This is a genomic window from Streptomyces sp. NPDC033177 (assembly GCF_055577715.1).
On sequence record NZ_JBVIPS010000005.1, the window covers coordinates 240,845 to 261,110 of the forward strand.

Genomic DNA, 20,266 nt, shown 5'->3' on the forward strand with positions numbered 1-20,266 from the left:
AGGCGAACCCAGTGAAGATTCACAAGTACGACACTGTCATCGTCGGCGCCGGCGGCGCGGGCATGCGCGCGGCCATCGAGTCGACGAAGCGCAGCCGCACCGCGGTCCTGACGAAGCTCTACCCCACCCGCTCCCACACGGGCGCGGCGCAGGGCGGCATGGCCGCCGCGCTCGCCAACGTGGAGGAGGACAACTGGGAGTGGCACACCTTCGACACGATCAAGGGCGGCGACTACCTGGTCGACCAGGACGCCGCCGAGATCCTGGCGAAGGAGGCCATCGACGCGGTCCTCGACCTGGAGAAGATGGGCCTGCCGTTCGGCCGTACGCCCAAGGGTGAGATCGACCAGCGCCGTTTCGGCGGTCACTCCCGCAACCACGGCGAGGCTCCTGTCCGCCGTGCCTGCTACTCGGGCGACCGCACCGGCCACATGATCCTCCAGACGCTGTACCAGAACTGCATCAAGGAGGGTGTGGAGTTCTTCAACGAGTTCTACGTCCTCGACCAGCTCCTGGTGGAGATCGACGGCGTCAAGAAGAGCGCGGGCGTGGTCGCCTACGAGCTGGCCACCGGCGAGATCCACATCTTCCAGGCGAAGGCCGTGGTCTACGCGTCGGGCGGCACCGGCAAGTTCTTCAAGGTGACGTCGAACGCGCACACGCTGACGGGCGACGGCCAGGCGGCCTGCTACCGCCGCGGTCTGCCGCTGGAGGACATGGAGTTCTTCCAGTTCCACCCGACCGGCATCTGGCGTATGGGCATCCTTCTTACGGAAGGCGCCCGTGGTGAGGGCGGCATCCTCCGCAACAAGGACGGCGAGCGCTTCATGGAGAAGTACGCGCCGGTGATGAAGGACCTCGCGTCGCGAGACGTGGTGTCCCGGTCGATCTACACGGAGATCCGAGAGGGTCGCGGCTGCGGCCCCGAGGGCGACCACGTCTACCTCGACCTCACGCACCTCCCGCCGGAGCAGCTGGACGCGAAGCTTCCGGACATCACGGAGTTCGCGCGTACGTACCTCGGCATCGAGCCCTACACGGACCCGATCCCGATCCAGCCGACCGCGCACTACGCCATGGGCGGCATCCCGACGAACGTCGAGGGTGAGGTCCTGGCGGACAACACCACGGTCGTCCCGGGCCTGTACGCGGCGGGCGAGGTCGCCTGCGTGTCGGTGCACGGCGCCAACCGCCTCGGCACCAACTCGCTCCTGGACATCAACGTCTTCGGCAAGCGCGCGGGCGTCGCCGCCGCGGAGTACTCGGCGAAGAACGACTTCGTCGAGCTCCCGGAGAACGCCGAGGAGCTCGTCGTCGCCCAGGTCGAGCGCCTGCGTGACGCCACGGGCAACGAGCGGGTCGCCGAGCTCCGCAAGGAGCTGCAGGAGACCATGGACGCCAACGTCATGGTGTTCCGCACGGAGCAGACGATCAAGACGGCGGTGGAGAAGATCGCGGAGCTCCGCGAGCGCTACCTCAACGTCTCGATCCAGGACAAGGGCAAGCGTTTCAACACCGACCTCCTGGAGGCCATCGAGCTGGGCAACCTGCTCGACCTGGCCGAGGTCATGGCGCAGTCGGCCCTGGCCCGCAAGGAGTCGCGCGGCGGTCACTACCGCGAGGACTTCCCGAACCGCGACGACGTCAACTTCATGCGCCACACCATGGCGTACCGCGAGGTAGGCGACGACGGCGCCGAGTCGATCCGACTCGACTACAAGCCGGTCGTGCAGACCCGCTACCAGCCGATGGAGCGTAAGTACTGATGGCAACCCCGACCCTCGACAAGGAAGACGCCAAGCCCGAGGCCGGCTTCGCCGACTCCCCGTACATCACGGTCACCTTCCGCATCCGCCGCTTCAACCCCGAGGTCTCGGCGGACGCGACGTGGGAAGACTTCGAGATCGAGATCGACCCGAAGGAGCGTGTCCTCGACGCCCTTCACAAGATCAAGTGGGACATGGACGGGTCGCTGACCTTCCGTCGCTCCTGCGCCCACGGCATCTGCGGCTCCGACGCCATGCGCATCAACGGCCGCAACCGCCTCGCCTGCAAGACCCTGATCAAGGACATCAACCCGTCCAAGCCGATCACGGTCGAGGCGATCAAGGGTCTGACGGTCCTGAAGGACCTGGTCGTCGACATGGACCCGTTCTTCCAGGCGTACCGCGACGTCATGCCGTTCCTGGTCACAACCGGCAACGAGCCGACGCGCGAGCGCCTGCAGTCGCCGGAGGACCGCGAGCGCTTCGACGACACCACGAAGTGCATCCTGTGCGCGGCGTGCACGTCGTCGTGCCCGGTCTTCTGGAACGACGGCCAGTACTTCGGCCCGGCGGCGATCGTCAACGCGCACCGCTTCATCTTCGACTCGCGTGACGAGGCGGGCGAGCAGCGCCTGGAGATCCTCAACGACAAGGACGGCGTGTGGCGTTGCCGCACGACGTTCAACTGCACGGACGCGTGCCCGCGAGGCATCGAGGTCACGAAGGCGATCCAGGAAGTGAAGCGGGCGCTGATCACTCGGCGCTTCTGATCTTCTTGCGTTCGTCTGTACGTCGACGTGGGCCCCGCTCCTGGTTTCGCACCGGGGGCGGGGCCTTCGCCTTTACGGCCGCGGCAGTCCGGGGCGGCGGTTCATGGCGGTCAGGTCGATCTCGACGTCGAAGGGTGAGGAGACCTTGAGCCGGTCGTGGAAGATGCCGATCAGTCCGTAGGACCGCGTGGCCGGGTCGAGTTCGAAGACGTAGGCGACCGGGAGGCCCTTCTCCTCGTCCTGCTCGACACGCCAGAAGTGCGGGACGCCTGCCTCCGCGTACTTGCGGGGCTTGACCTCGCGGTCGCGCTCGCGGGAGTCGGGGGAGACCACTTCGATGGCGAGGACAACGTCCTCGGGCTCGTACCAGGTCTGCTGGGGACCGGTGTTCGCCTCGACCGCAAAAACGAAGACATCCGGCTCCGGCCGGTTTTTCGAGTCCAGCTTGACGGCCATCTCCCGCATCACATCCAGGTGGGGCGGCGCTTGCTCCAACAGGTTGTTCTCCAGCAGACGCATACAGCGTCCGTGGAAGGCGGTCTGCGGACTCATGAAGACGAGACTCCCGTCGATCAACTCCGTGTGCGGCGGGAGGCCCGGAATCCGGTCGAGGTCGTCAGCGGTCCAGCCCTCGGCGGGCGGAATCGGCCAGCGGTACGCCGGCTCGTCCTCGAGCCCGTTCCCGGATGCGGCGCTCATGATTGCTCCCATGCGACGGAGTCTCGCCTTGCGCCTCAGAGTACCGAGCGGAAATCCCGGAGCCTCATTCATTCGAGTACGGGGCGTGCCCACTCCGCCCAGACCTCCCTGCCTCCGGTGGCACGGAGCCCATTGACGGGCGCGTAGGCCGAGGCGCTGAGCTGCGGAGACTACGCGAGCGAGCTGGCATCAACTCCCGTGAATTCGCCCCGAGATTGGGCGTCAACCCAGCACGCATCAGCAATATCGAAGCCGGGAGAGTGGGACGACTACCGCGACATCCTCCCGCCGGTCTTGCCCGACCTGTCGGAGATGGAAAGACACGCGAAGGCACTGCACACGGTCCAGTTCACGCAGCACCCCGGCCTGCTCCAGGTCCCGGACTACGCCCGGGTGGTCGTCCAGCAGAACGTCCCGGCGCTCCCGCTCCCGCGCCCGCCGCCGACCGTCGAGCACCGCGTCTCCCACCGCACCAAGCGTCAGGCAGTCATCTACGCCGAGACCCCGACCCCGTACGCCGTGATCCCACGGGTGCAGCGCGTCGAACTCGCCGCCCTGCCGGACGATTCGACCCGCCTGCGCGAATCCGACGAACCAGCGATCAACCTCACGCTGCGGACCGCTGCCCTCGCCTCTCTCCTGGGGGTGCTACGCGAAGGGGCCCTCGGAGGCCGCGAGGTGTGGTCAACGGGGCGGAGGCCACCACACGGTCTGAGCGAAGCCTGCGACGGCAAACAACGCCGGGCGCCGACCGCTCGGGCGTCGCGGAATCAGTCGCCACCGGTCACTCCACGCACTGGGATGTAGCCGAGCATTGAGGCTGTACCGGAACAATTCCGCTGCCCGTCCACAGAATCCCGCCTGGCAATCTCACCAACCCCAAAGATAGCGTTGGTTCGCTTGCGTTACCCCCCACCTCAACGGGAGTCCAGAGTGAACCGCCACACCCGTCTAGTGACGACCGCGCTTGTCGCGTCCTCCGCCCTGCTGCTGACCGCGTGCGGTTCGGATGGGAGCGACGACAACGCCTCCGACAAGATCAAGGGGGCAGGTGACGGGGACAAGAAGGCGTCAGCCTCCGCCGATGCAACACCTCAGCAGGAGGGGTCCGAGCGGCCCGAGATCAAGCTGCCGAAGTCGTTCCAGGTGCGGTTCGATGGTTGGACGAACAGTGATCCAAAACTGCAGGCCATCATGGACGACGGAGCTCAACAACTCCTCAGCTCCTACGCGGCGGTCATCGCGAGTGATCCCGAAGCCCAGCCCATGGCGTTCTACAACACCGGAGAGGCCCTGTTCACGGGCAAAAAGTGGATCAACGGCTTCGTTGACAAGGACTTGACTCTGGTCGGCAAGACACGGGCGTACAAACCGCAGGCCCGGATCAGCCAGGACGGTTCGGGCACGCTCTTCTACTGTGTGGACGAGAGTAAGGCGTCCACACAGAACCGCAAGACGAAGAAGGTTACGACAACCCCGGCCGACAAGGCGCAAGCCTTGTATCGGACCAAGCTGGCCAAGAACAAGGGTGTCTGGCAGACCACGTCGTCGACGACGACTCAAGGAGGCTGCCAGTGATGCCGCAGCCCCGTATCCGAATGGTTGTGAGTGCGACTGCCGTGACGCTGGCGCTGAGCCTGGCCACCGCGCACTCTGCCCATGCGATCGGTGAGGACGACGGTCGGAACCCTTCCAAGCCTGGCGGCACAGAGGGGGGCGCCTCCGGGCAGGAGCTGTACTCCCAAGTGGGACGGTCCAACATCGTGGTCAAACAATCCGGTGGCGGTGTAGCAAAGCCCGCAACCGGCTCACTCGACTCCGTCGATCCCAACTGGAAGCCCCCCGCGTGCTGGTACGAACCGGTAGCGACTTCCAAGCAGCTCAAGGCCGCGGTGGAAGAGATGGAAGGGACGGAGAAGCTTCTCCCGGTCAACTCGCAGCGCCGCTGGTCCGAGGAGCTCCTCGTCGAGACATATGACAAAGGCGAGCCGACCTACTCGTCCGAGGGCACCAAGAACTACAACCTGGGCAAGAAGGGCATGTTCTGGCGCGACGTGGTACGTCAGGGGGGCGAGGACGACATCGCCGCGGCGGACTGCTCGCGGACCATGTTCTGGCAGGCCGCCAACACTGTCCCCGACGACCCATACGCGCCCACCCCTGAAGTGCTGGCGGCCTACGCCTACAACAAGATCCGCGTCCCCGACACCGAGGTGGAGCTGAAACCCGCGGCTAAGTCCACGGTGAACATGCCCACTTGGGTGTGGTTGGACAAGGCCGTCTTCAAGGACGTCACAGTGCGCGCCGAGCTCCCGAACACGCCGCTGTACGCGGTGACGACGGCGAAGCCGGTTGCCCTGCACCTGGAGCCGGGAACCCAGGACGCGAAGACCTTCCCCGCTTCCGGCGACTGCCCGGTCAACGAGGACGGCTCCATCGGCACCCCTTACGCCAAGGGTGCCTCCGAGCAGGATCCTTCGTGCGGCATCGCCTACCTCCGCGCCACGAACGGCAAGCCATACAAGCTCAAGGCCTCCATCACCTGGGAGATCTCCTGGGAAGGCACAGGCGGAGCCAAGGGTGACCTGCCCGACGGAACCTTCGAGACCACGCAGGACATGAACGTCCAGGAAATCCAGTCCATCAACCGCTAGACGACGACACACGCAGGACGGGGGAGCGAAATGGGGGGCAATCGTCCGGCGGATTGGCATGTCCTGGACTTGGACAAGGACCCGACACCCGGTGATCCGGACCGGGTCCGGAACCTGGCGAAGAACCTGCACGACTTCGCCGACGATGTGTCGAAGGTGCTGCGGGACATCAAGGGAATGGCGGGCGAGGACGCGATCCTCACCTGGGCGGGCAAGACGGCCGAGTCGTTCACGCGAGAGTTCGAGGACGCGCCGGGCAAGCTGAAGAAGCTCAAGAAGAGCTACGAGATGGCGGGCGACGCCCTGTCCGCCTATTGGCCGGAACTGGAACGCTCCCAGGCCCTGGCCGACAAGGCCCTGGTCAAGGGCCGCGAGGCGCAAGGGGACTTGAGCTCAGCCCAGTCCCGCCTGACCTCGGCCGACTCCTGGATGGACCGCGCGGGCAAGGAAGCCGACAAGTACAAGGACGACGACGGCGGTACCAAGGCCGGCAAGGATGTCCCGAAACCCGACCCGGACAAGGTCAAGGCCGCCACCCGCAACGCCGACTCCGCCGAGAAGGCGCAGAGCGCCGCGAAGTCGGACGTCAGCGCCGCCCAGGGCAACCTCGACGCCGCCAAGAAGATGGCGGAAGACGCGCGCAAGATGCGCGAGAACGCGGCGGTCACGGCGAAGAAGAAGCTCGAAGAGGCCTCCGACGCGGGCATCCAGAACCGCAAGTGGTGGGAAGAAGTCGGCGACTGGGTCACCGACAATTGGGACACCATCGTCGCCGTCTGCAAGGTCGTCGTCGCCGTCCTCGGCGTCATCGCCATGATCATCGGCGGCCCGATCCTCGGCGCCATCGTCCTCATCGCGGCGCTTGTCGTCCTGGCCGACACCCTCAACAAATACGCCAACGGAGAAGCGGGCCTACTCGACGTCGCCTTCGCCGCCCTGGACTGCATCCCCGGCATGAAGGGACTCACCAGCCTCCGCGGCCTCGCCAAGGGCATGAAGGGCCTCAAGAGCGGGCTGAAGGGACTGAAGGCCGGACTCAAGGGGCTTGGCAAGAACGCGCCGGATGCTCTCGCCGACGGCGCCAAGGGCGCTGACAATCGAGCCGCGGACGCGGTGAGCAGCAAGGGGTCCGACCCGATTGACATGGCCACCGGCTTCATGTTCCTGCCGGAGACCGATGTCGCCCTGCCCGGCTCACTGCCGCTGGCCTTCACCCGCCGAGTCTCCTCCGGCTACCGCACCGGCTGGTGGTTCGGCCCCACCTGGGCCTCGACCATCGATCAGCGCCTTGAGACCCACACCAACGGGGTGGTGTATGTCACCGAGGACGGACTGCTCCTGGGCTACCCCCACCCCGAGAGCACACTGGAGCCAGCCCTTCCCGAGGCCGGCCCCCGTCGTCCCCTGACCCGTCTCGACGACGGCAGCTACCGCGTTGACGACCCACTCACCGGGCATAGCCGCCACTTCGGTGTACCGGTCGACGGCATCGCCCTGCTGGAGCGAATATCCGACCGCAACGGCGACACCGTGGACTTTGACTACGCTCTGGACGGCACTCCTCTCGCTATCCGGCACAGCGGCGGCTACCACCTCGAGCTGACGGTCACCGATGGGCGCGTCACCGCGCTGCACCTGGCAGGCGGGGGCGAAGACGGATCGGACGTCGCGCTGCGGAGGTACGAATACTCCGACGACTGCCTCACCGGTGTCGTCAACGCCAACGGCCATACTGCGAGGTTCACTTACGACGACCGGTCCCGCGTCACTTCCTGGACCGATCGCAACGGCCGCAGCTACAGCTACGTGTACGACTCCGAGGACCGCTGTGTAGCGGAGGGCGGTGAGGCCGGGCATATCGCCCTCACCTTGGACTACGAAGGCACCGATCCGGCCTGGCCCCGCGCCCGGGTCACCTCCCTCACCACCGCCGAGGGCGCCGTCACAAAGTTCGTGGTCAACGACAACTGCCAGGTCGTCGCCGAGATCGACCCGCTCGGCGGTACGACCCGCACCACCTGGGACGAGCACCACCACCTGAGGTCTTGGACGGATCAGCTCGGTCACACCACGAGCAAGGCGTACGACGGCCTCGGCAGGCTCCTGGACGTCACTCGCCCGGACGGTGCGACGGTACATCTCGCATACGACGCCCAGGGCAGCCCGGTCGCCATCACCGGCCCGGACGGGCAAGTCACACGCCGGGAGTACGACGCCCGCGGCAACTGCCTCACCATCGTCAAGCCCGGTGGCGCCACGATCCGTTACACCTACGACAGCGCCGGTCACCTGTCCTCGGTCACCGACCCGACGGGCCACCTCACCCGCGTGCGGTGCGACGCGGCCGGTCTGGCCGAGCACGTCACCGATCCTCCGGGCGGTGTCACGCGATACGCCCATGACGCCTTCGGCCGAGTGGCGACCGTCACCGACCCCCTCGGCAACACGACCCGCATGGAATGGGGCACGGACGGCGAACTCCTGCGCCGGGTCGGGGCAGACGGGCAGGCAGAGGTCTGGACGTACGACCCCGAGGGCAACCGGTCGAGCCACACCGATGCCATGGGCGCGGTGACACGGTTCGAGTACACCCACTTCAACCTGCTCGCGGCGCGCACCGGACCCGACCGTGTCCGCCACACCTTTGATTACGACCCCTCGCTGCGCCTTCTCGGTGTCAACCGACCGGACGGGCGGCGCTGGAGCTACGCGTACGACATCGCGGGGCGGCTTCTCTCCGAGACGGACTTCGACGGTCGCACACAGACGTACGGCCACGACGCCAAGGGCCAGGTCATCCTGCGGACCAACGCCGTCGGGCACACCGTCGGCATGACTCGTGATGTGTTCGGGCGCATGGTCACCAAGGACGCGGACGGCGCCGTCAGCACGTACACCTACGACCTGTCCGACCGGCTCTGCGCAGCCGAGGGCCCCGACGCGAGCGTGACGCTGCACCGGGACGCACAGGGGCGCCTCGTCTCCGAGACCGTCAACGGACGAACGCTCACGTTCGCCCACGACGCCGCGGGCCGGACCCTGAACCGCACCACTCCAACCGGCGCGACCAGCACCTGGGGGTACGACGGTCGGGGTGACCGCACTCGAGTGAGCACCGCGGGCCGGACCCTGGATTTCGGCTACGACGCCGCGGGGCGACTACTCTCGCTCGACGTCGACGACGCCCTGTCACTGACCCAGGCCTACGACGGGCCCGGCAGAATCACTGCCCAGTCGATCGCCACCGGAGGCGGGCGCACGATTCGCGACCGCTCCTACCGCTACCGCGCCGACGGACACCTCACCGGTATCGACGGCCAGGGCAGTCTGAGCCGGACCTACGAGCGTGATGCGGCCGGCCGCGTCACCGCCGTCCGAGCAGAAGGCTGGAGCGAGTCGTACGCCTACGACGACGACGGCACGCAAGCGACCGCCGACTGGCCGAGCAGGCACCCCGGACAGACCGCAGCGGGGCAACGCCACTCCGAGGGCACCCGGTTGCTCCGGGCCGGCGGCACCCGCTATGGCTACGACGACCAGGGGCGAGTGGTGCGCCGCCACCGACGCCGCCTCTCCCGCAAGCCGGAGGCCTGGACGTACACCTGGGACGCGGAGGACCGGCTCACCTCGGTCCGCACCCCGGACGGCACACTGTGGAGGTACCGCTACGACCCGATGGGGCGCCGGATCTCCAAGCAGCGGCTCGGCGCGGACGGCACGACCGTTGTGGAACAGACCGACTTCACCTGGGACGGCACGACCCTCTGCGAGCAGCTCACCACCGATCACTCGCGCCCGCACGTCGTAGCGGTGACCTGGGAGCACGACGGTCTGCGCCCCATCGCACAGACCGAACGGATCCTCACTGCCACCAGCGAGGAAATCGACGCACGGTTCTTCGCCATCGCCACCGATCTCGCGGGCGCTCCCACCGAACTTATCGACGAGGACGGCCATATCGCCTGGCACGGCCGGTGCACCCTGTGGGGTATCACCGCCTGGCGGGACGGAAACAGCGCTTACACACCGCTGCGCTTCCCCGGACAGTACTTCGACCCCGAGACGGGTCTGCACTACAACGTCCACCGTTATTACGACCCGGAGACGGGTCGCTACGCCACCCCCGACCCGCTCGGCCTGGGGCCTGCCCCCAACCCCTTCCGTTACGTCGTCGATCCTCTGCTCCGTTGCGACCCGCTCGGTCTCTACGAGATAGGCAAACCGGACCCCGCGAGCCAACAGGGCAACCTGCCAGTTCTCGCCGACAAGATCGCCGCACACGGAGACATCAACAAGCGAGGGATTCCAGGAGTCGACGACCTGGATGTAGCGGAGCATTTGGAGAACCTGATGACCAGTGCTCCTGGGCTCCGCATGCGCAGCACCACATCGGGGAACCCCCGTTTCGCCTGGTGGGACGATGCGAGCGGGACGATGCTGATCCGCGAAGGGGACAATGGAACGTTCATGCAGCCCAGCGGCGGTTACGAGTATTTCCTGAAGCAACTGAAGGAGTGAGTGGGTTGGAGAGCGTGTTCTGGGCGGCACCCGAAAGCAGGTCTGCATGGGCCGAGCTGTCAGGTGGGGTGCTGGATGCCATCGCACGTTACGACGTGGAGCGACTGGAGGCGGAACGGTCAGGACTCGCGCCGAAGGCACAGGAATCCATGACCGAGCCTGTCTACTCGGTGGCCCATCTGTTCGCCTCCTGGGAACGTGTGGTGCGCCGTATGGAACCGGGTTGGTCGAGCGAGGATTTCTATCCCGTCAGCGCCTACAGCAACGACCTGGACTCACGTGACTCCCTTGAGGATGTGATGAGGAGTTCCTTGCCGGCCGAGGCGCGCGAGGGCCCGTTGGGTCGGCTCCTTGCGCGGCTGGACTCGCGTTTCCGTGCCGAGACCGTCCCGGACCCGGAACTCTCCTTGCGCCCCTGGGTGCGTCCCACGAAGGAGAAGCCCGAGGCCGAACTCGGGGAATGGTGGAAACGCAAGCCGGTGCGCGAGCCCTGGGATTGAGTGAAGCGAGTGCCCCGGCGACGGGTCCGTCAACTGCTGGGCCGGGCGGGTGAGAACGAGGTCCACGCATCCATCAAACTGTGACGGTACGACTGGATTCGGACATACCAACCTATACTGACAGAATGTCAGACAACCAGTCGGTCGGCCTGTCCGTTGAGCAGCCCGTTCGTCAATCCGTTGACCAGTCGACCGAACTGCTCGGCTTCGACAACGTCCTGTTTCCCGTCGGCGACCTCGGTGAGGCCGTCGCCTTCTATGAGCGTGCCGGGTTTCCCGTGACGCATCGGATCGACGAGATCGGGCTCGCGATCCTGAAGGTGGGCAAGGAGACGCCCGGGATCTTGTTGCGGGTGGAGGAGGGGGTCGAGCATCGGCCCACCGCGTGGGCCATGCCGCGGGTGTGGCTCGAGGTGGGGGACGCGCGCGCTGCCGGGCGGGCGCTGGAAGCCGCCGGGATCAAGGCGCTGGCGCCGCCCGCCTCCGTGGCCACGGGGTGGACCGTCGAGGTCGCCGATCCGTGGGGCAACGTCATCGGGTTCACCGACTACCGCAAGCGGCCCGAGCTGGCGCGGAGTTGAGCTAGCCAGAAGGGCCCCTAGGGGCGCGTCTACTTCCAGTGCGCCCCGCCGTCCGCCTCCGCCACCACCATGATGCGGCGCAGCATGCTGGAAAGCTGCGCCCGTTCCTCCTTGGAGAGCTGCCCGAGGAGGCGGTACTCCTCGTGGCCCAGTACGTCCATCGCGCCCAGCCAGATCGACCTGCCCGCGTCGGTCAGTTCCACGTCCACCCTGCGGCGGTCCGTCTTCGACGGGGTGCGGTGGAGCAGGCCGCGCTTCTCCAGGCCGTCCAGGCGGCCCGTCACGGAGGCCGGGGCCAGGTCCAGGTCCGCGGCCAGTTCCGAAGGGGTCGCCCGGCCGCCTCGGCCCGCCAGTTTGTGCAGGGTGTCGAACTCGTGGCGCTCCAGGTCGAAGTCGACCAGGGACTGCTCGCGGACCCTGCGCAGATGGACGGTGAGCTTCTTCATGCGGGTGACCGCGCCCTCGATGTCCGGGTCGAGGGCGGGGAGCACCGGTAGCCAGCGCGCCACATGGTCGTCCGTCCAGTCGCGGGCCGGGCCGCTCTCTCTCGGCTCCCCCTCCTGGTGATTCTCACGCTCGCGCCTCTTCGCCATACGCAGCAGCCTACTTCGGGGTCGTTCGGTCTCTGATATTTCGTTGCCGAATACTTCGGCAACGAAATATCCTCCCCTCCATGCTGTCGCTGCCGTCGCACCCCCTGCTGCGCAACCGTTCCTTCCGGCTGTTCTTCCTCGGCCGCTCCCTCTCCCTCATCGGCGACGCCGTCATCCCCGCCGCCCTCGCCCTCGCCGTACTCCGCGTCACCGGATCCACTTCCGCGCTCGCGCTCGTACTCGGCTGCGCGATGGGGACGAAGTTGGTGTTGCTGCCGCTCGGGGGCGTCGTGGGCGACCGGTTCGACGCCCGTACCGTCGCTCTCGCCGCCGATCTGGTGCGGTGCGCGACCCAGCTCTTCGTGGGCGTACAACTGCTCGGCGGCGACCCGCAGTTGTGGCACATCGCCCTCGCCGAAGCGATCGGTGGCGCCGCTTCCGCCTTCGCCATGCCGACCCTGTCGCCGCTCATCGCCACCACGGTCGCCCCGAGGGACCGGCACGCGGCCAACGCCGCCCTGGGCGTGGTCAACAGCGGCGCCCGCGTCGGCGGCCCGGCGCTCGCCGGGCTGCTGATCCTGGTCGCGGGGCCCGGCTGGGCCTTCATCCTCGACGCCGCTTCGTTCGCGGTCAGCGCGTGCCTCCTCGCGGCGGTCCGCACCCACCGCACGGCCGAGAAGCCCACCGGCCCGCCCCGTTCCCTCCGCAAGGATCTCGTCGAGGGCTGGCACGAGGTCCGCAGCCGCGACTGGTACTGGACCAGCCTCGTCGCGCACTCCGCGTGGAACGGCGCCGCCGCCGTCCTCATGACGCTCGGGCCCCTCATCGCCATCCAGGAGCTGGGCGGCGAAGGCGCCTGGATCGCCATCCTCCAGGCGGGCGCCGTCGGCCTCCTCGCCGGCTCCCTGCTCGCCGGACGCGCCAGGCCGAAGCGCCCCATCCTCGTGGCCAACCTCGGCCTCGCGACGTACGCCCTGCCGCTGGCCCTGCTCGCCGCCGAGGCCCCCGCACCCGCCGTGATCGCCGCCTACGGAGTCGCACAGGCGGGGCTCGGCTTCCTCAGCCCCGTATGGCAGACCTCGGTCCAGGCGGCGATACCCCCCGGCGCGCTGGCCCGCGTCACCTCGTACGACTGGCTGCTGTCCTTGGCCGCGATGCCCCTGGCCTACGTTCTCGCGCCGCTCGCGGCGGACGCGTGGGGCACGGCGGCCCCGCTGTGGATCGCGGCGGCGGTGGTGGGGGTCGCGTGCGCCGGAACGGCTGCCGTGCCGGGAGTGCGTCGCTTCAGGGCGCACGCCACCACCCCTCAGGCCGCTCCGGGCGACACCGCCCCTCAGCCCACTCCCCGCGACACCCTGGGCGACACCGGCCGCTCGAAGAACGTCTCCAGCGACACCGTCGCCTGAGTCCCGCTCACCCCGTCGATCGCGTACAGCCGCCGCAGCACGTCCTGGAGTTGCTCCGTCGTCCCCGTGCGGACCTTCACCAGGACGCTGGCCGCGCCCGCGATGACGTGCGCCTCCTGGATCTCGGGGATCGCGGCGAAGTCCGCCGCCCGGTCCCCCATCCACGCCGTCGAGTCGACCATGACGAAGGCGAGCACGCCCTGGTCCACGGCCGCCGGGTCCACGTCGACCGTCGTGCGGCGGATCACTCCGCGCTCGCGCAGTTTGCGTACCCGCTCGTGGGTCGCGCCCGCCGAGAGCCCCACCGCCTTGCCCAGGGTCGCGTAGGGCTGGGCGGCGTCCTCCTGCAGGAGTGCCAGCAGTTCTCGGTCGGTGTCGTCCATCGGCTTCGCTCCCACCCTGCGTTCAATCATCCTTGACGTACACCATACTTCGTACTGCATTATCGTCGTGTTGCCGAATGAAATTTACTCATTCCGTCAGACAGGGGTCGTCATGTCTTCCCAGAAAGTCCCGACGTCGTACGAGGTTCTGGACGAGCGCTTCCGGACGGGGCGGTGCACCAACGGGGACGCCAAACTGGAGGTGCTGTACGACGACTGCCGGTGGGCGGAGGGGCCGCTCTATCTGCCCGCCTGGCGCCAGCTCATCTGGAGCGACATTCCCAACGACCGGCTCATGCGCTGGGATGAGGCGACCGGCGCCGTCGGGGTCTTCCGGTCGTCCGCCGGGTACGTGAACGGCAATACCCTCGACCGCGAGGGCCGGTTGATCTGCTGCGAGCAGGGCAACCGGCGCGTGACCCGCACCGAGCACGACGGCCGTGTCACGGTTCTCGCCGACCGCTTCGAGGGCAAGCGGTTCAACAGCCCGAACGACGCCGTGGTCCGCTCGGACGGATCGATCTGGTTCTCCGACCCCGACTTCGGGATCACCAGCGACTACGAAGGCCATCGCGCGCCCGCCGAGATCGGTGGCTGTCACGTCTACCGGATCGACCCCGCGACGGGTGACGTGCGCATCGTCGCCGACGGCTTCGAGGGGCCGAACGGACTCGTCTTCTCGCCCGACGAGCGGCAGTTGTACGTGTCCGACTCGCGCGCGTCCAGGATCCGCGTCCTCGACGTGAGCGAGGACGGGACGGCCCTCACCGACGGCGCCGTGTTCGCCGAGTCGAAAGCCGGCTTCGACAACATCCGCTTCGACGACGCAGGCCGGCTGTGGGCGGCCGCCTTCCACGACGGGGTGCACTGCTACGACCCCGACGGCACCCTCATCGGCCGGATCACGGTCCCGGAGGCCGTCGCCAACATCGCCTTCGGCGGCCCGAAGAACAACCGGCTCTTCATCGCGGCGACGACCTCGCTCTACTCCCTGGTGATGTCCGTGACGGGGCTGCCGAGGGTCCGGGTCAACTGACCGACCGGGCCCCGCCGGCTAGTTCACCGTGTCCATCTCCCCCACCGCCAGCTCCACGTCGTACACCAGCGGCTCGTCCGCGACCATGAGATGCCGCGCGCGGGACGCGTACCCGGGGGCCGTCACGGCCAGCAGGTACGCGCCCGCCGACGGGGCCGCGACGATGTACGAGCCGTCCGCGAGGGACGTCACGCGGTCCAGCTGACTGCCGCCCTTGGAGAGGAGGGTCAGCGTCGCGCCCTCCACCGGGCCGCCCTCCGCGGTACGGATGAAACCGTGCACTACGGAGGCGCCGCCTTCGCCTTCGGACTCCCCCACGCGCGCGTGGGGGATGGGCACCGGCACCTCGTCCGGCGCCTCCCGCGGCTCCACCGCCAGGTGCGGGAGGCGCTTCTCCAGTCCCGCGGGAAGCCACCAGTTGGAGCGGCCGAGCAGGTGCATGGCGGCCGGGACGAGGGCCGTGCGCAGGATGAACGCGTCCAGGGCGACCGCCGCTGCCAGGCCGATGCCCGCCATCGCGCCCTCCATGTCGCCGCTCAGGACGAACGCGGAGAAGACGCAGATCATGATCAGGGCCGCGCAGTTGATGACCCTGCTCGTCTCGGCGAGGCCCACCCGTACGGCACGGGCGTTGTCCTTGGTGTGCACCCATTCCTCGTGCATGCGGCTCACCAGGAACACCTGGTAGTCCATCGAGAGCCCGAAGAGCAGCGACAGCATGATGACGGGCAGGAAGGCGGTGATCGGGCCCTCCTTGCCGATGCCGAGGATCTCCGTGCCCCAGCCCCACTGGAAGACCGCCACCAGCACACCGAAGGATGCCGCCGCGGCGATCAGGTTCATCAGGGCCGCCGTCAGGGGCACCACCAGCGAGCGGAACGCGACCAGCAGCAGGAGGAAGCCGAGCGTGATGATCGCTCCTACGAAGTAGGGCAGTCGATCGCCGGTCACCGCAGCGAAGTCCTTGAAGACGGCGGTGACGCCGCCTACATGGGCGTCGACTCCGGCCTGCGGAATCACGTCTCCCCGTAGCCGGTCGATGAGCTGGTCCGTCTCCTCCGACTGGGGGGAGGTCGTCGGGACCACGCTGATGACGGACACGCCGTTCGCCGGCGGGGCGGCCGCCACCCTCGCGACGCCCTCCGTCTCGCGGATGGTCGCCACCAGGTTTCCGGTGTCGGCTTCATCGGCCACTACTTGGAGGGGGCCGTTGAATCCCGGACCGAATCCCTCGGCCAGCAGGTCGTACGCCTGCCGGGTCGTCGTCGACTCCTGATGGTTGCCCTGGTCGGTCGCACCGAGCCGCAAGGAGAGCAACGGCAGAGCGAGGAAGGCCATCACCACGAGGGCGAGCGCCGCGATCGAACGAGGGCGCTTCTGGACGTACGAGGACCAGCGCGCCGCGAGGCCGCTCGCCTCGGCGGGCTCCGGTCCCGTGGCGGCGAGGTGGCGCCGCTGCCTTCGGCTGAGCACCCGGGGGCCCAGCAGCCCGAGGAGCGAGGGCAGCAGGGTGATGGCCGCGAGGACGCTCAGGACCACCGTCAGGGAGGCCGCGATGACCACGCCGTCCAGGAAGCGCATGTTCATCACCAGCATCCCGGCGAGCGCGATGCACACCGTGCCGCCCGCGAAGAGCACCGCGCGGCCCGAGGTGTTCAGGGCCTGCACCGCGGCCTCCTCGGGCTCCATGCCGCGCAGGATGCCGCGCCGGTGCCGGGTGACGATGAAGAGCGCGTAGTCGATGCCGACGCCGAGGCCGATCAGTGAGCCGAGCAGCGGGGCCACTTCGGGGATGTCGGTGACGTGGCTGAGCAGCATCGTCGAGAGCATGCCGAGGCCCACTCCGAAGACCGCGACGACGATGGGCAGGGCCATCGCGAAGAGCGAACCGAAGGCCAGGAAGAGCACGACGGCCGCGGACGCGATGCCGACCATCTCGGCGATGCCGGTGGGCGGCTCCTGGATGCGGGTGATCGCCTGGCCGCCCAGTTCGACCTGCAGACCGGCGCGTTCCGCGCCCTGCGCCGTGTCCACGACTTCCTGCACGAGTTCCTTGGGGACCGAGTTCGCCTCCTCGGCGAAGGTCACCTGGGCGTAGGCGATGCGCCTGTCCGCGCTGATCTGGGCCGCGCCCGCCTGCCGCGAGGCGTACGGGCTCGCGACCTCGCCGACGCCCTTCATGCCGGCGATCTCCCTGAGCGCGGGCTCGACACGGGAACGTACGTCCGCGTCACGGGCCGAGGCTCCCTCGTCGACGCGCCAGACGACCGTGTCGGTGTCTCCGGCGCTCTCCGGGAAGGCCTTCGTCATCAGGTCGTACGCGCGCTTGGAATCGGTGTCCGGCAGGGAGAACACATTCGAGTAGTTCGTTCCCGCCGAGGCCCCCGCGGCCCCCAGGCCGAACAGAGCCCCCACCCACAGCACAAGGACCACCAGACGGTGCCGATAGCACCACCGCGCCAATGCCGCCACGATCCACTCCTCCTTCGCGTCGTCAGGTCCCCCGGGTCCGTGCTTCAGGAGCCTCAGCATCGGCGCCGCCGCGCCGCCAGAGCGCCGCGCGGCCATGATTCTCAAGTAACTCCAAGGCACGGACCGGGTCTTCGTACAACGCCCGCGCCGATACTGAGGTCATGAGCCACGCCGAAGGCCAGCAGGGAACTGATGTCGGAGTGCCAACCGGCCCGAAGGGTCGGAACGGTCCGGCCGGCCGTAACGGTGCGGCCGCTCGGACCAGTTCGGCCGGTCCGGGCGCCGGGGCCACCGTCCTCGTCGTCGAGGACGAGCCGAGCATCGCCGACGTGCTCGCCATCGCCCTGCGCTACCACCGCTTCGACGTGATGGTGGCGGGCACCGTGCGCGAGGCCCTCGTGCTCGCCGGGCGCACCCGGCCCGACGTGGCGCTGCTCGACGTGATGCTGCCGGACGGCGACGGCCGCGCCCTGGCCGGGGAACTGCGGGACAGGTGCCCCGACGCTGCCCTGCTCTTCGTGACGGCGCGGGACGCGCCCGCGGAGGTCGTGGGCGCCCTCGGGCTCGGCGACGACTACATCACCAAGCCGTTCAACATCGACGAGGTCATCGCCCGTATCGGCGCGGTCCTGCGCCGCACCAGGGCGGGCGACGTGCTCCCCCAGCGGCCCCCGCTGCGCTACGGCGACCTGGAGCTGGACGAGACGGCCTACGTGGTGCGCCGCGCGGGCCGCTCGGCCCAACTCACGCCCACGGAGTACGCCCTGTTGCGCTTCCTTGTGCGCAACGGCGGCTGTGTGGTGCCCAAGGAGCAACTCCTGCGCCACGTCTGGCAGTACGAGCATCCCGCCGAGTCGACCGTCGTGGAGACGTACATCAGCTATCTGCGGCGCAAGCTGGACGCGCTCGGCCCACCGGTGATCACGACCCGGCGGGGTGTGGGATACGGCCTCGCATGAGGCGTGCGCACCGTGGCATGAGCTCGCTGCGCGCCAAGCTCACGTGGGTGAACGTGGCACTCCTCGCTCTCGGCATCGTCGTGGCGACCGGCGTAAGCGTCATGGGCATGCGCCACTACCTGCTGGACAACGTGGACGCCGAGCTGACGCAGTCGCGCTCCTCGCTGCTGAGCACCGGCCTCACCATGAAGGAGATCGAACGGCTCAGCGAACTGGGCATCGCGCTCGACAAGCTCTCCCCCGGCGGCAAGGAACAGGCGAGCGCACTGCCGCGCGGGAACACGGTGTTCGTGGCGGTGGACGAGCGCGGTGAGGCCGTGGCCATCGGCACACTCGCCCCGACCGCGCGCCAGCGTGCCTTGGCCGCCGCCGTCGACGACGCCGAGGCGGTCGCCGGCCGGTCCGAGCCGCAGGACATCACCCTGGGCGGTGACGCCCACCGCATGGTGGGCGCGAAGCTCGCCGACGGCACGACGGTCCTGATGGCCGCGGACACGCAGGACGTGGAATCGGGCATCAGGAAGGCACTCAAGCTCGACGCGGCCTTCGGAGTGGTCCTGTTGGGGCTGCTCGCCGTCCTGACGATGATCTCGGCGCATCACCGGCTGCGGCCTCTGGAGGACATGGTCGAGACCGCGTCCGCCATCGCCGAGGGCGACCTCACACGGCGCGTCCCGTCGAGCCGCGCCCCGGTGACGGAGACCGAACAACTGCGCCTGGCCCTCAACTCCATGCTCCATCAGGTGGAGTCCGCCTTCGAGACCCGCGAGCGCAGCTCGGCCCAGCTGCGCCGCTTCGTCGCCGACGCCTCGCACGAGCTGCGTACGCCCTTGTCGGCGATCCGCGGCTACTTGCAGCTGTACGACAAGGGGATGCTCCGTGACCCGGCGGAACGCACGCGCGCGTGGAGCCGCGTCATCGCCGAGACCGACCGGATGGGACACCTCGTCGACGAGCTGCTCACTCTGGCCCGCCTCGACCAGCAGCCGGAACTTCGGTTCAGGAACGTCGACTTGAGCCGTCTCGTACGGGACGCCGCCGACGACCTGCGGGTGCAGGAGCCGGAGCGCCCGCTCACGGTCTGCGCCGAAGGGGCGGTGCTGATCCGCGCGGACGAGTCGGGGATGCGCCAGGTGCTCGGCAATCTCCTCGCCAACGTACGTGTCCACACGCCCGTCGACGCGCCGGTCACGCTGGGCGTGCAGCGGCAGGACGGGGAGGTGCGGCTGCGTGTGGCCGACCGGGGGCCGGGCCTCACGGAGGCGGACGCGGCACGCGTCTTCGACCGGTTCTTTCGCGCGGGCGGGGGTGCGGGCAGCGGGCTGGGGATGGCGATCGTGCAGGGGGTCGTCGCGGCGCACGGCGGCGAGGTGGGGGTGGAGACGGCGCCGGGGGCGGGGCTCACGGTGACGGTCACGCTGCCTGCGCGGGCGGGCGGTTGAGGTGGGTGGGCCAGGTGGAGGCGCGGCTCAGAGAGGGGCGTAAGGCCGCTCAGGGGCGTCTCAGGCCCGTACGAGCGCCCACACCGTCTTCCCGTGCCGTCCCCGCTGCCAGACGCCCCACGCCTCGGCCAGGGCGTCGAGCAGGCGCAGGCCGCGGCCGCCTTCTTCCAGGGGCCCCGCTTCCCGGAGCTCCGGTCTCGTCGGGCTCTCGTCGGACACTTCTATGAAGCAGTCCCCGTCGGCGAGCACCGTGACCGCGACCTCGAACTCCCGGTCAAGGACCAGGCCGTGGCACACCGCGTTCGTCACGAGCTCCGACACGAGGAGCACGGCGTCGTGCAGCGCCGCGCTCTCCTCCTTGTGGCCCCAGGCCGCCAGATGATCATGGACGCGGAGGCGGGCGAGCGATACGGATGCCGGATGCGGAGGCAGCCGGAAAGCCTGTCGTCGCAACAACGTTCCCCCTATGGCACACCAAAGCGCCAAG

The 20,266-nt window shown here is 68.6% G+C and carries 17 protein-coding genes and 1 pseudogene; 13 read left to right on the forward strand and 5 right to left on the reverse strand.

Going from position 1 to position 20,266, the window contains the following annotated elements; genetic code table 11:
* The first annotated feature begins 11 nt into the window (after nucleotides 1–11).
* The gene (gene sdhA / locus ACZ5U5_RS19150) at nucleotides 12–1,766 is read left to right on the forward strand and encodes a succinate dehydrogenase flavoprotein subunit (RefSeq protein ID WP_469022974.1); all 1,755 of its coding nucleotides are present in this window, start codon (nucleotides 12–14) and stop codon (nucleotides 1,764–1,766) included.
* Nucleotides 1,766–2,536 (forward strand): succinate dehydrogenase iron-sulfur subunit, encoded by a 771-nt coding sequence (locus ACZ5U5_RS19155; RefSeq protein WP_361837562.1) that lies wholly within the window; start codon nucleotides 1,766–1,768, stop codon nucleotides 2,534–2,536. Before sdhA ends, ACZ5U5_RS19155 begins: the two co-directional genes overlap by 1 nt.
* A 72-nt stretch (nucleotides 2,537–2,608) precedes the next feature.
* Here the strand turns inward: ACZ5U5_RS19155 and ACZ5U5_RS19160 are convergent, their stop codons facing one another.
* Nucleotides 2,609–3,235 (reverse strand): Uma2 family endonuclease, encoded by a 627-nt coding sequence (locus ACZ5U5_RS19160; protein ID WP_469022976.1) that lies wholly within the window; start codon nucleotides 3,233–3,235, stop codon nucleotides 2,609–2,611.
* Between the two features lie 2 nt (nucleotides 3,236–3,237).
* Here ACZ5U5_RS19160 and ACZ5U5_RS19165 point away from each other — a divergent pair.
* The 7 genes and pseudogenes from ACZ5U5_RS19165 to ACZ5U5_RS19195 all read left to right on the forward strand — a co-directional run.
* A pseudogene (locus ACZ5U5_RS19165) lies at nucleotides 3,238–3,453 on the forward strand (hypothetical protein); the annotation flags it as partial.
* Between the two features lie 94 nt (nucleotides 3,454–3,547).
* The gene (locus tag ACZ5U5_RS19170; protein ID WP_469022977.1) at nucleotides 3,548–4,042 is read left to right on the forward strand and encodes a Scr1 family TA system antitoxin-like transcriptional regulator; all 495 of its coding nucleotides are present in this window, start codon (nucleotides 3,548–3,550) and stop codon (nucleotides 4,040–4,042) included.
* Between the two features lie 126 nt (nucleotides 4,043–4,168).
* Nucleotides 4,169–4,813 carry a hypothetical protein gene (locus tag ACZ5U5_RS19175; protein WP_469022980.1) on the forward strand — a complete coding sequence of 215 codons (645 nt, stop codon included), beginning with the start codon at nucleotides 4,169–4,171 and terminating at the stop codon, nucleotides 4,811–4,813.
* A 20-nt stretch (nucleotides 4,814–4,833) separates the two neighbouring features.
* The gene (locus ACZ5U5_RS19180; protein WP_469023740.1) at nucleotides 4,834–5,889 is read left to right on the forward strand and encodes a hypothetical protein; all 1,056 of its coding nucleotides are present in this window, start codon (nucleotides 4,834–4,836) and stop codon (nucleotides 5,887–5,889) included.
* Between the two features lie 30 nt (nucleotides 5,890–5,919).
* Complete coding sequence (locus tag ACZ5U5_RS19185) at nucleotides 5,920–10,407, forward strand: RHS repeat-associated core domain-containing protein (protein ID WP_469022982.1); 4,488 nt, start codon at nucleotides 5,920–5,922, stop codon at nucleotides 10,405–10,407.
* 5 nt (nucleotides 10,408–10,412) lie between these two features.
* Nucleotides 10,413–10,907, forward strand: a complete 495-nt coding sequence (locus ACZ5U5_RS19190; protein WP_469022985.1) for a hypothetical protein — start codon at nucleotides 10,413–10,415, stop codon at nucleotides 10,905–10,907.
* 125 nt (nucleotides 10,908–11,032) lie between these two features.
* A complete protein-coding gene (locus ACZ5U5_RS19195; protein ID WP_469022987.1) occupies nucleotides 11,033–11,488 on the forward strand; it encodes a VOC family protein in 456 nt (151 codons plus the stop codon).
* Nucleotides 11,489–11,517: 29 nt separating this feature from the next.
* Here ACZ5U5_RS19195 and ACZ5U5_RS19200 read toward each other — a convergent pair whose 3' ends face one another.
* Nucleotides 11,518–12,081: a MarR family winged helix-turn-helix transcriptional regulator gene (locus ACZ5U5_RS19200; protein WP_469022990.1), complete on the reverse strand. Its 564-nt coding sequence runs from the start codon at nucleotides 12,079–12,081 to the stop codon at nucleotides 11,518–11,520.
* Nucleotides 12,082–12,161: 80 nt separating this feature from the next.
* Here ACZ5U5_RS19200 and ACZ5U5_RS19205 point away from each other — a divergent pair, with 80 nt between their 5' ends.
* Nucleotides 12,162–13,487 (forward strand): MFS transporter, encoded by a 1,326-nt coding sequence (locus ACZ5U5_RS19205; protein WP_469022993.1) that lies wholly within the window; start codon nucleotides 12,162–12,164, stop codon nucleotides 13,485–13,487.
* Here ACZ5U5_RS19205 and ACZ5U5_RS19210 read toward each other — a convergent pair.
* On the reverse strand, nucleotides 13,415–13,870 hold the full coding sequence (locus ACZ5U5_RS19210; RefSeq protein ID WP_469022995.1) for an Lrp/AsnC family transcriptional regulator: 456 nt from the start codon (nucleotides 13,868–13,870) through the stop codon (nucleotides 13,415–13,417). The genes ACZ5U5_RS19205 and ACZ5U5_RS19210 overlap by 73 nt on opposite strands.
* Nucleotides 13,871–13,982: 112 nt before the next feature.
* Between ACZ5U5_RS19210 and ACZ5U5_RS19215 the strand changes: the two genes are divergently transcribed.
* Nucleotides 13,983–14,906: an SMP-30/gluconolactonase/LRE family protein gene (locus ACZ5U5_RS19215; RefSeq protein ID WP_469022997.1), complete on the forward strand. Its 924-nt coding sequence runs from the start codon at nucleotides 13,983–13,985 to the stop codon at nucleotides 14,904–14,906.
* Between the two features lie 18 nt (nucleotides 14,907–14,924).
* Here ACZ5U5_RS19215 and ACZ5U5_RS19220 read toward each other — a convergent pair whose 3' ends face one another.
* Nucleotides 14,925–17,369, reverse strand: coding sequence for an MMPL family transporter (locus tag ACZ5U5_RS19220; RefSeq protein ID WP_469023743.1), 2,445 nt, complete (start codon nucleotides 17,367–17,369; stop codon nucleotides 14,925–14,927).
* Nucleotides 17,370–17,539: 170 nt separating this feature from the next.
* Between ACZ5U5_RS19220 and ACZ5U5_RS19225 the strand changes: the two genes are divergently transcribed.
* Nucleotides 17,540–18,337: a response regulator transcription factor gene (locus tag ACZ5U5_RS19225; protein WP_469023000.1), complete on the forward strand. Its 798-nt coding sequence runs from the start codon at nucleotides 17,540–17,542 to the stop codon at nucleotides 18,335–18,337.
* Between the two features lie 17 nt (nucleotides 18,338–18,354).
* Entirely contained in the window at nucleotides 18,355–19,779 is a 1,425-nt protein-coding gene (locus ACZ5U5_RS19230) for a sensor histidine kinase (RefSeq protein ID WP_469023002.1), read from the forward strand.
* A 60-nt stretch (nucleotides 19,780–19,839) separates the two neighbouring features.
* On the opposite strand, the gene ACZ5U5_RS19235 is transcribed toward ACZ5U5_RS19230, so the two are convergent.
* Nucleotides 19,840–20,235, reverse strand: coding sequence for an ATP-binding protein (locus ACZ5U5_RS19235; RefSeq protein WP_469023005.1), 396 nt, complete (start codon nucleotides 20,233–20,235; stop codon nucleotides 19,840–19,842).
* Nucleotides 20,236–20,266: the final 31 nt, after the last annotated feature.

Excerpts from the sequence above, each read along its gene's own strand:
- ACZ5U5_RS19155 (WP_361837562.1), top strand. The coding sequence starts at position 1,766 with ATGGCAACCCCGACCCTCGACAAGGAAGACGCCAAGCCCGAGGCCGGC.
- ACZ5U5_RS19160 (WP_469022976.1), bottom strand. The coding sequence starts at position 3,235 with ATGAGCGCCGCATCCGGGAACGGGCTCGAGGACGAGCCGGCGTACCGC.
- ACZ5U5_RS19170 (WP_469022977.1), top strand. The coding sequence starts at position 3,548 with ATGGAAAGACACGCGAAGGCACTGCACACGGTCCAGTTCACGCAGCAC.
- ACZ5U5_RS19180 (WP_469023740.1), top strand. The coding sequence starts at position 4,834 with ATGGTTGTGAGTGCGACTGCCGTGACGCTGGCGCTGAGCCTGGCCACC.
- ACZ5U5_RS19185 (WP_469022982.1), top strand. The coding sequence starts at position 5,920 with ATGGGGGGCAATCGTCCGGCGGATTGGCATGTCCTGGACTTGGACAAG.
- ACZ5U5_RS19195 (WP_469022987.1), top strand. The coding sequence starts at position 11,033 with ATGTCAGACAACCAGTCGGTCGGCCTGTCCGTTGAGCAGCCCGTTCGT.
- ACZ5U5_RS19200 (WP_469022990.1), bottom strand. The coding sequence starts at position 12,081 with ATGGCGAAGAGGCGCGAGCGTGAGAATCACCAGGAGGGGGAGCCGAGA.
- ACZ5U5_RS19205 (WP_469022993.1), top strand. The coding sequence starts at position 12,162 with ATGCTGTCGCTGCCGTCGCACCCCCTGCTGCGCAACCGTTCCTTCCGG.
- ACZ5U5_RS19210 (WP_469022995.1), bottom strand. The coding sequence starts at position 13,870 with ATGGACGACACCGACCGAGAACTGCTGGCACTCCTGCAGGAGGACGCC.
- ACZ5U5_RS19215 (WP_469022997.1), top strand. The coding sequence starts at position 13,983 with ATGTCTTCCCAGAAAGTCCCGACGTCGTACGAGGTTCTGGACGAGCGC.
- ACZ5U5_RS19225 (WP_469023000.1), top strand. The coding sequence starts at position 17,540 with ATGAGCCACGCCGAAGGCCAGCAGGGAACTGATGTCGGAGTGCCAACC.
- ACZ5U5_RS19230 (WP_469023002.1), top strand. The coding sequence starts at position 18,355 with ATGAGCTCGCTGCGCGCCAAGCTCACGTGGGTGAACGTGGCACTCCTC.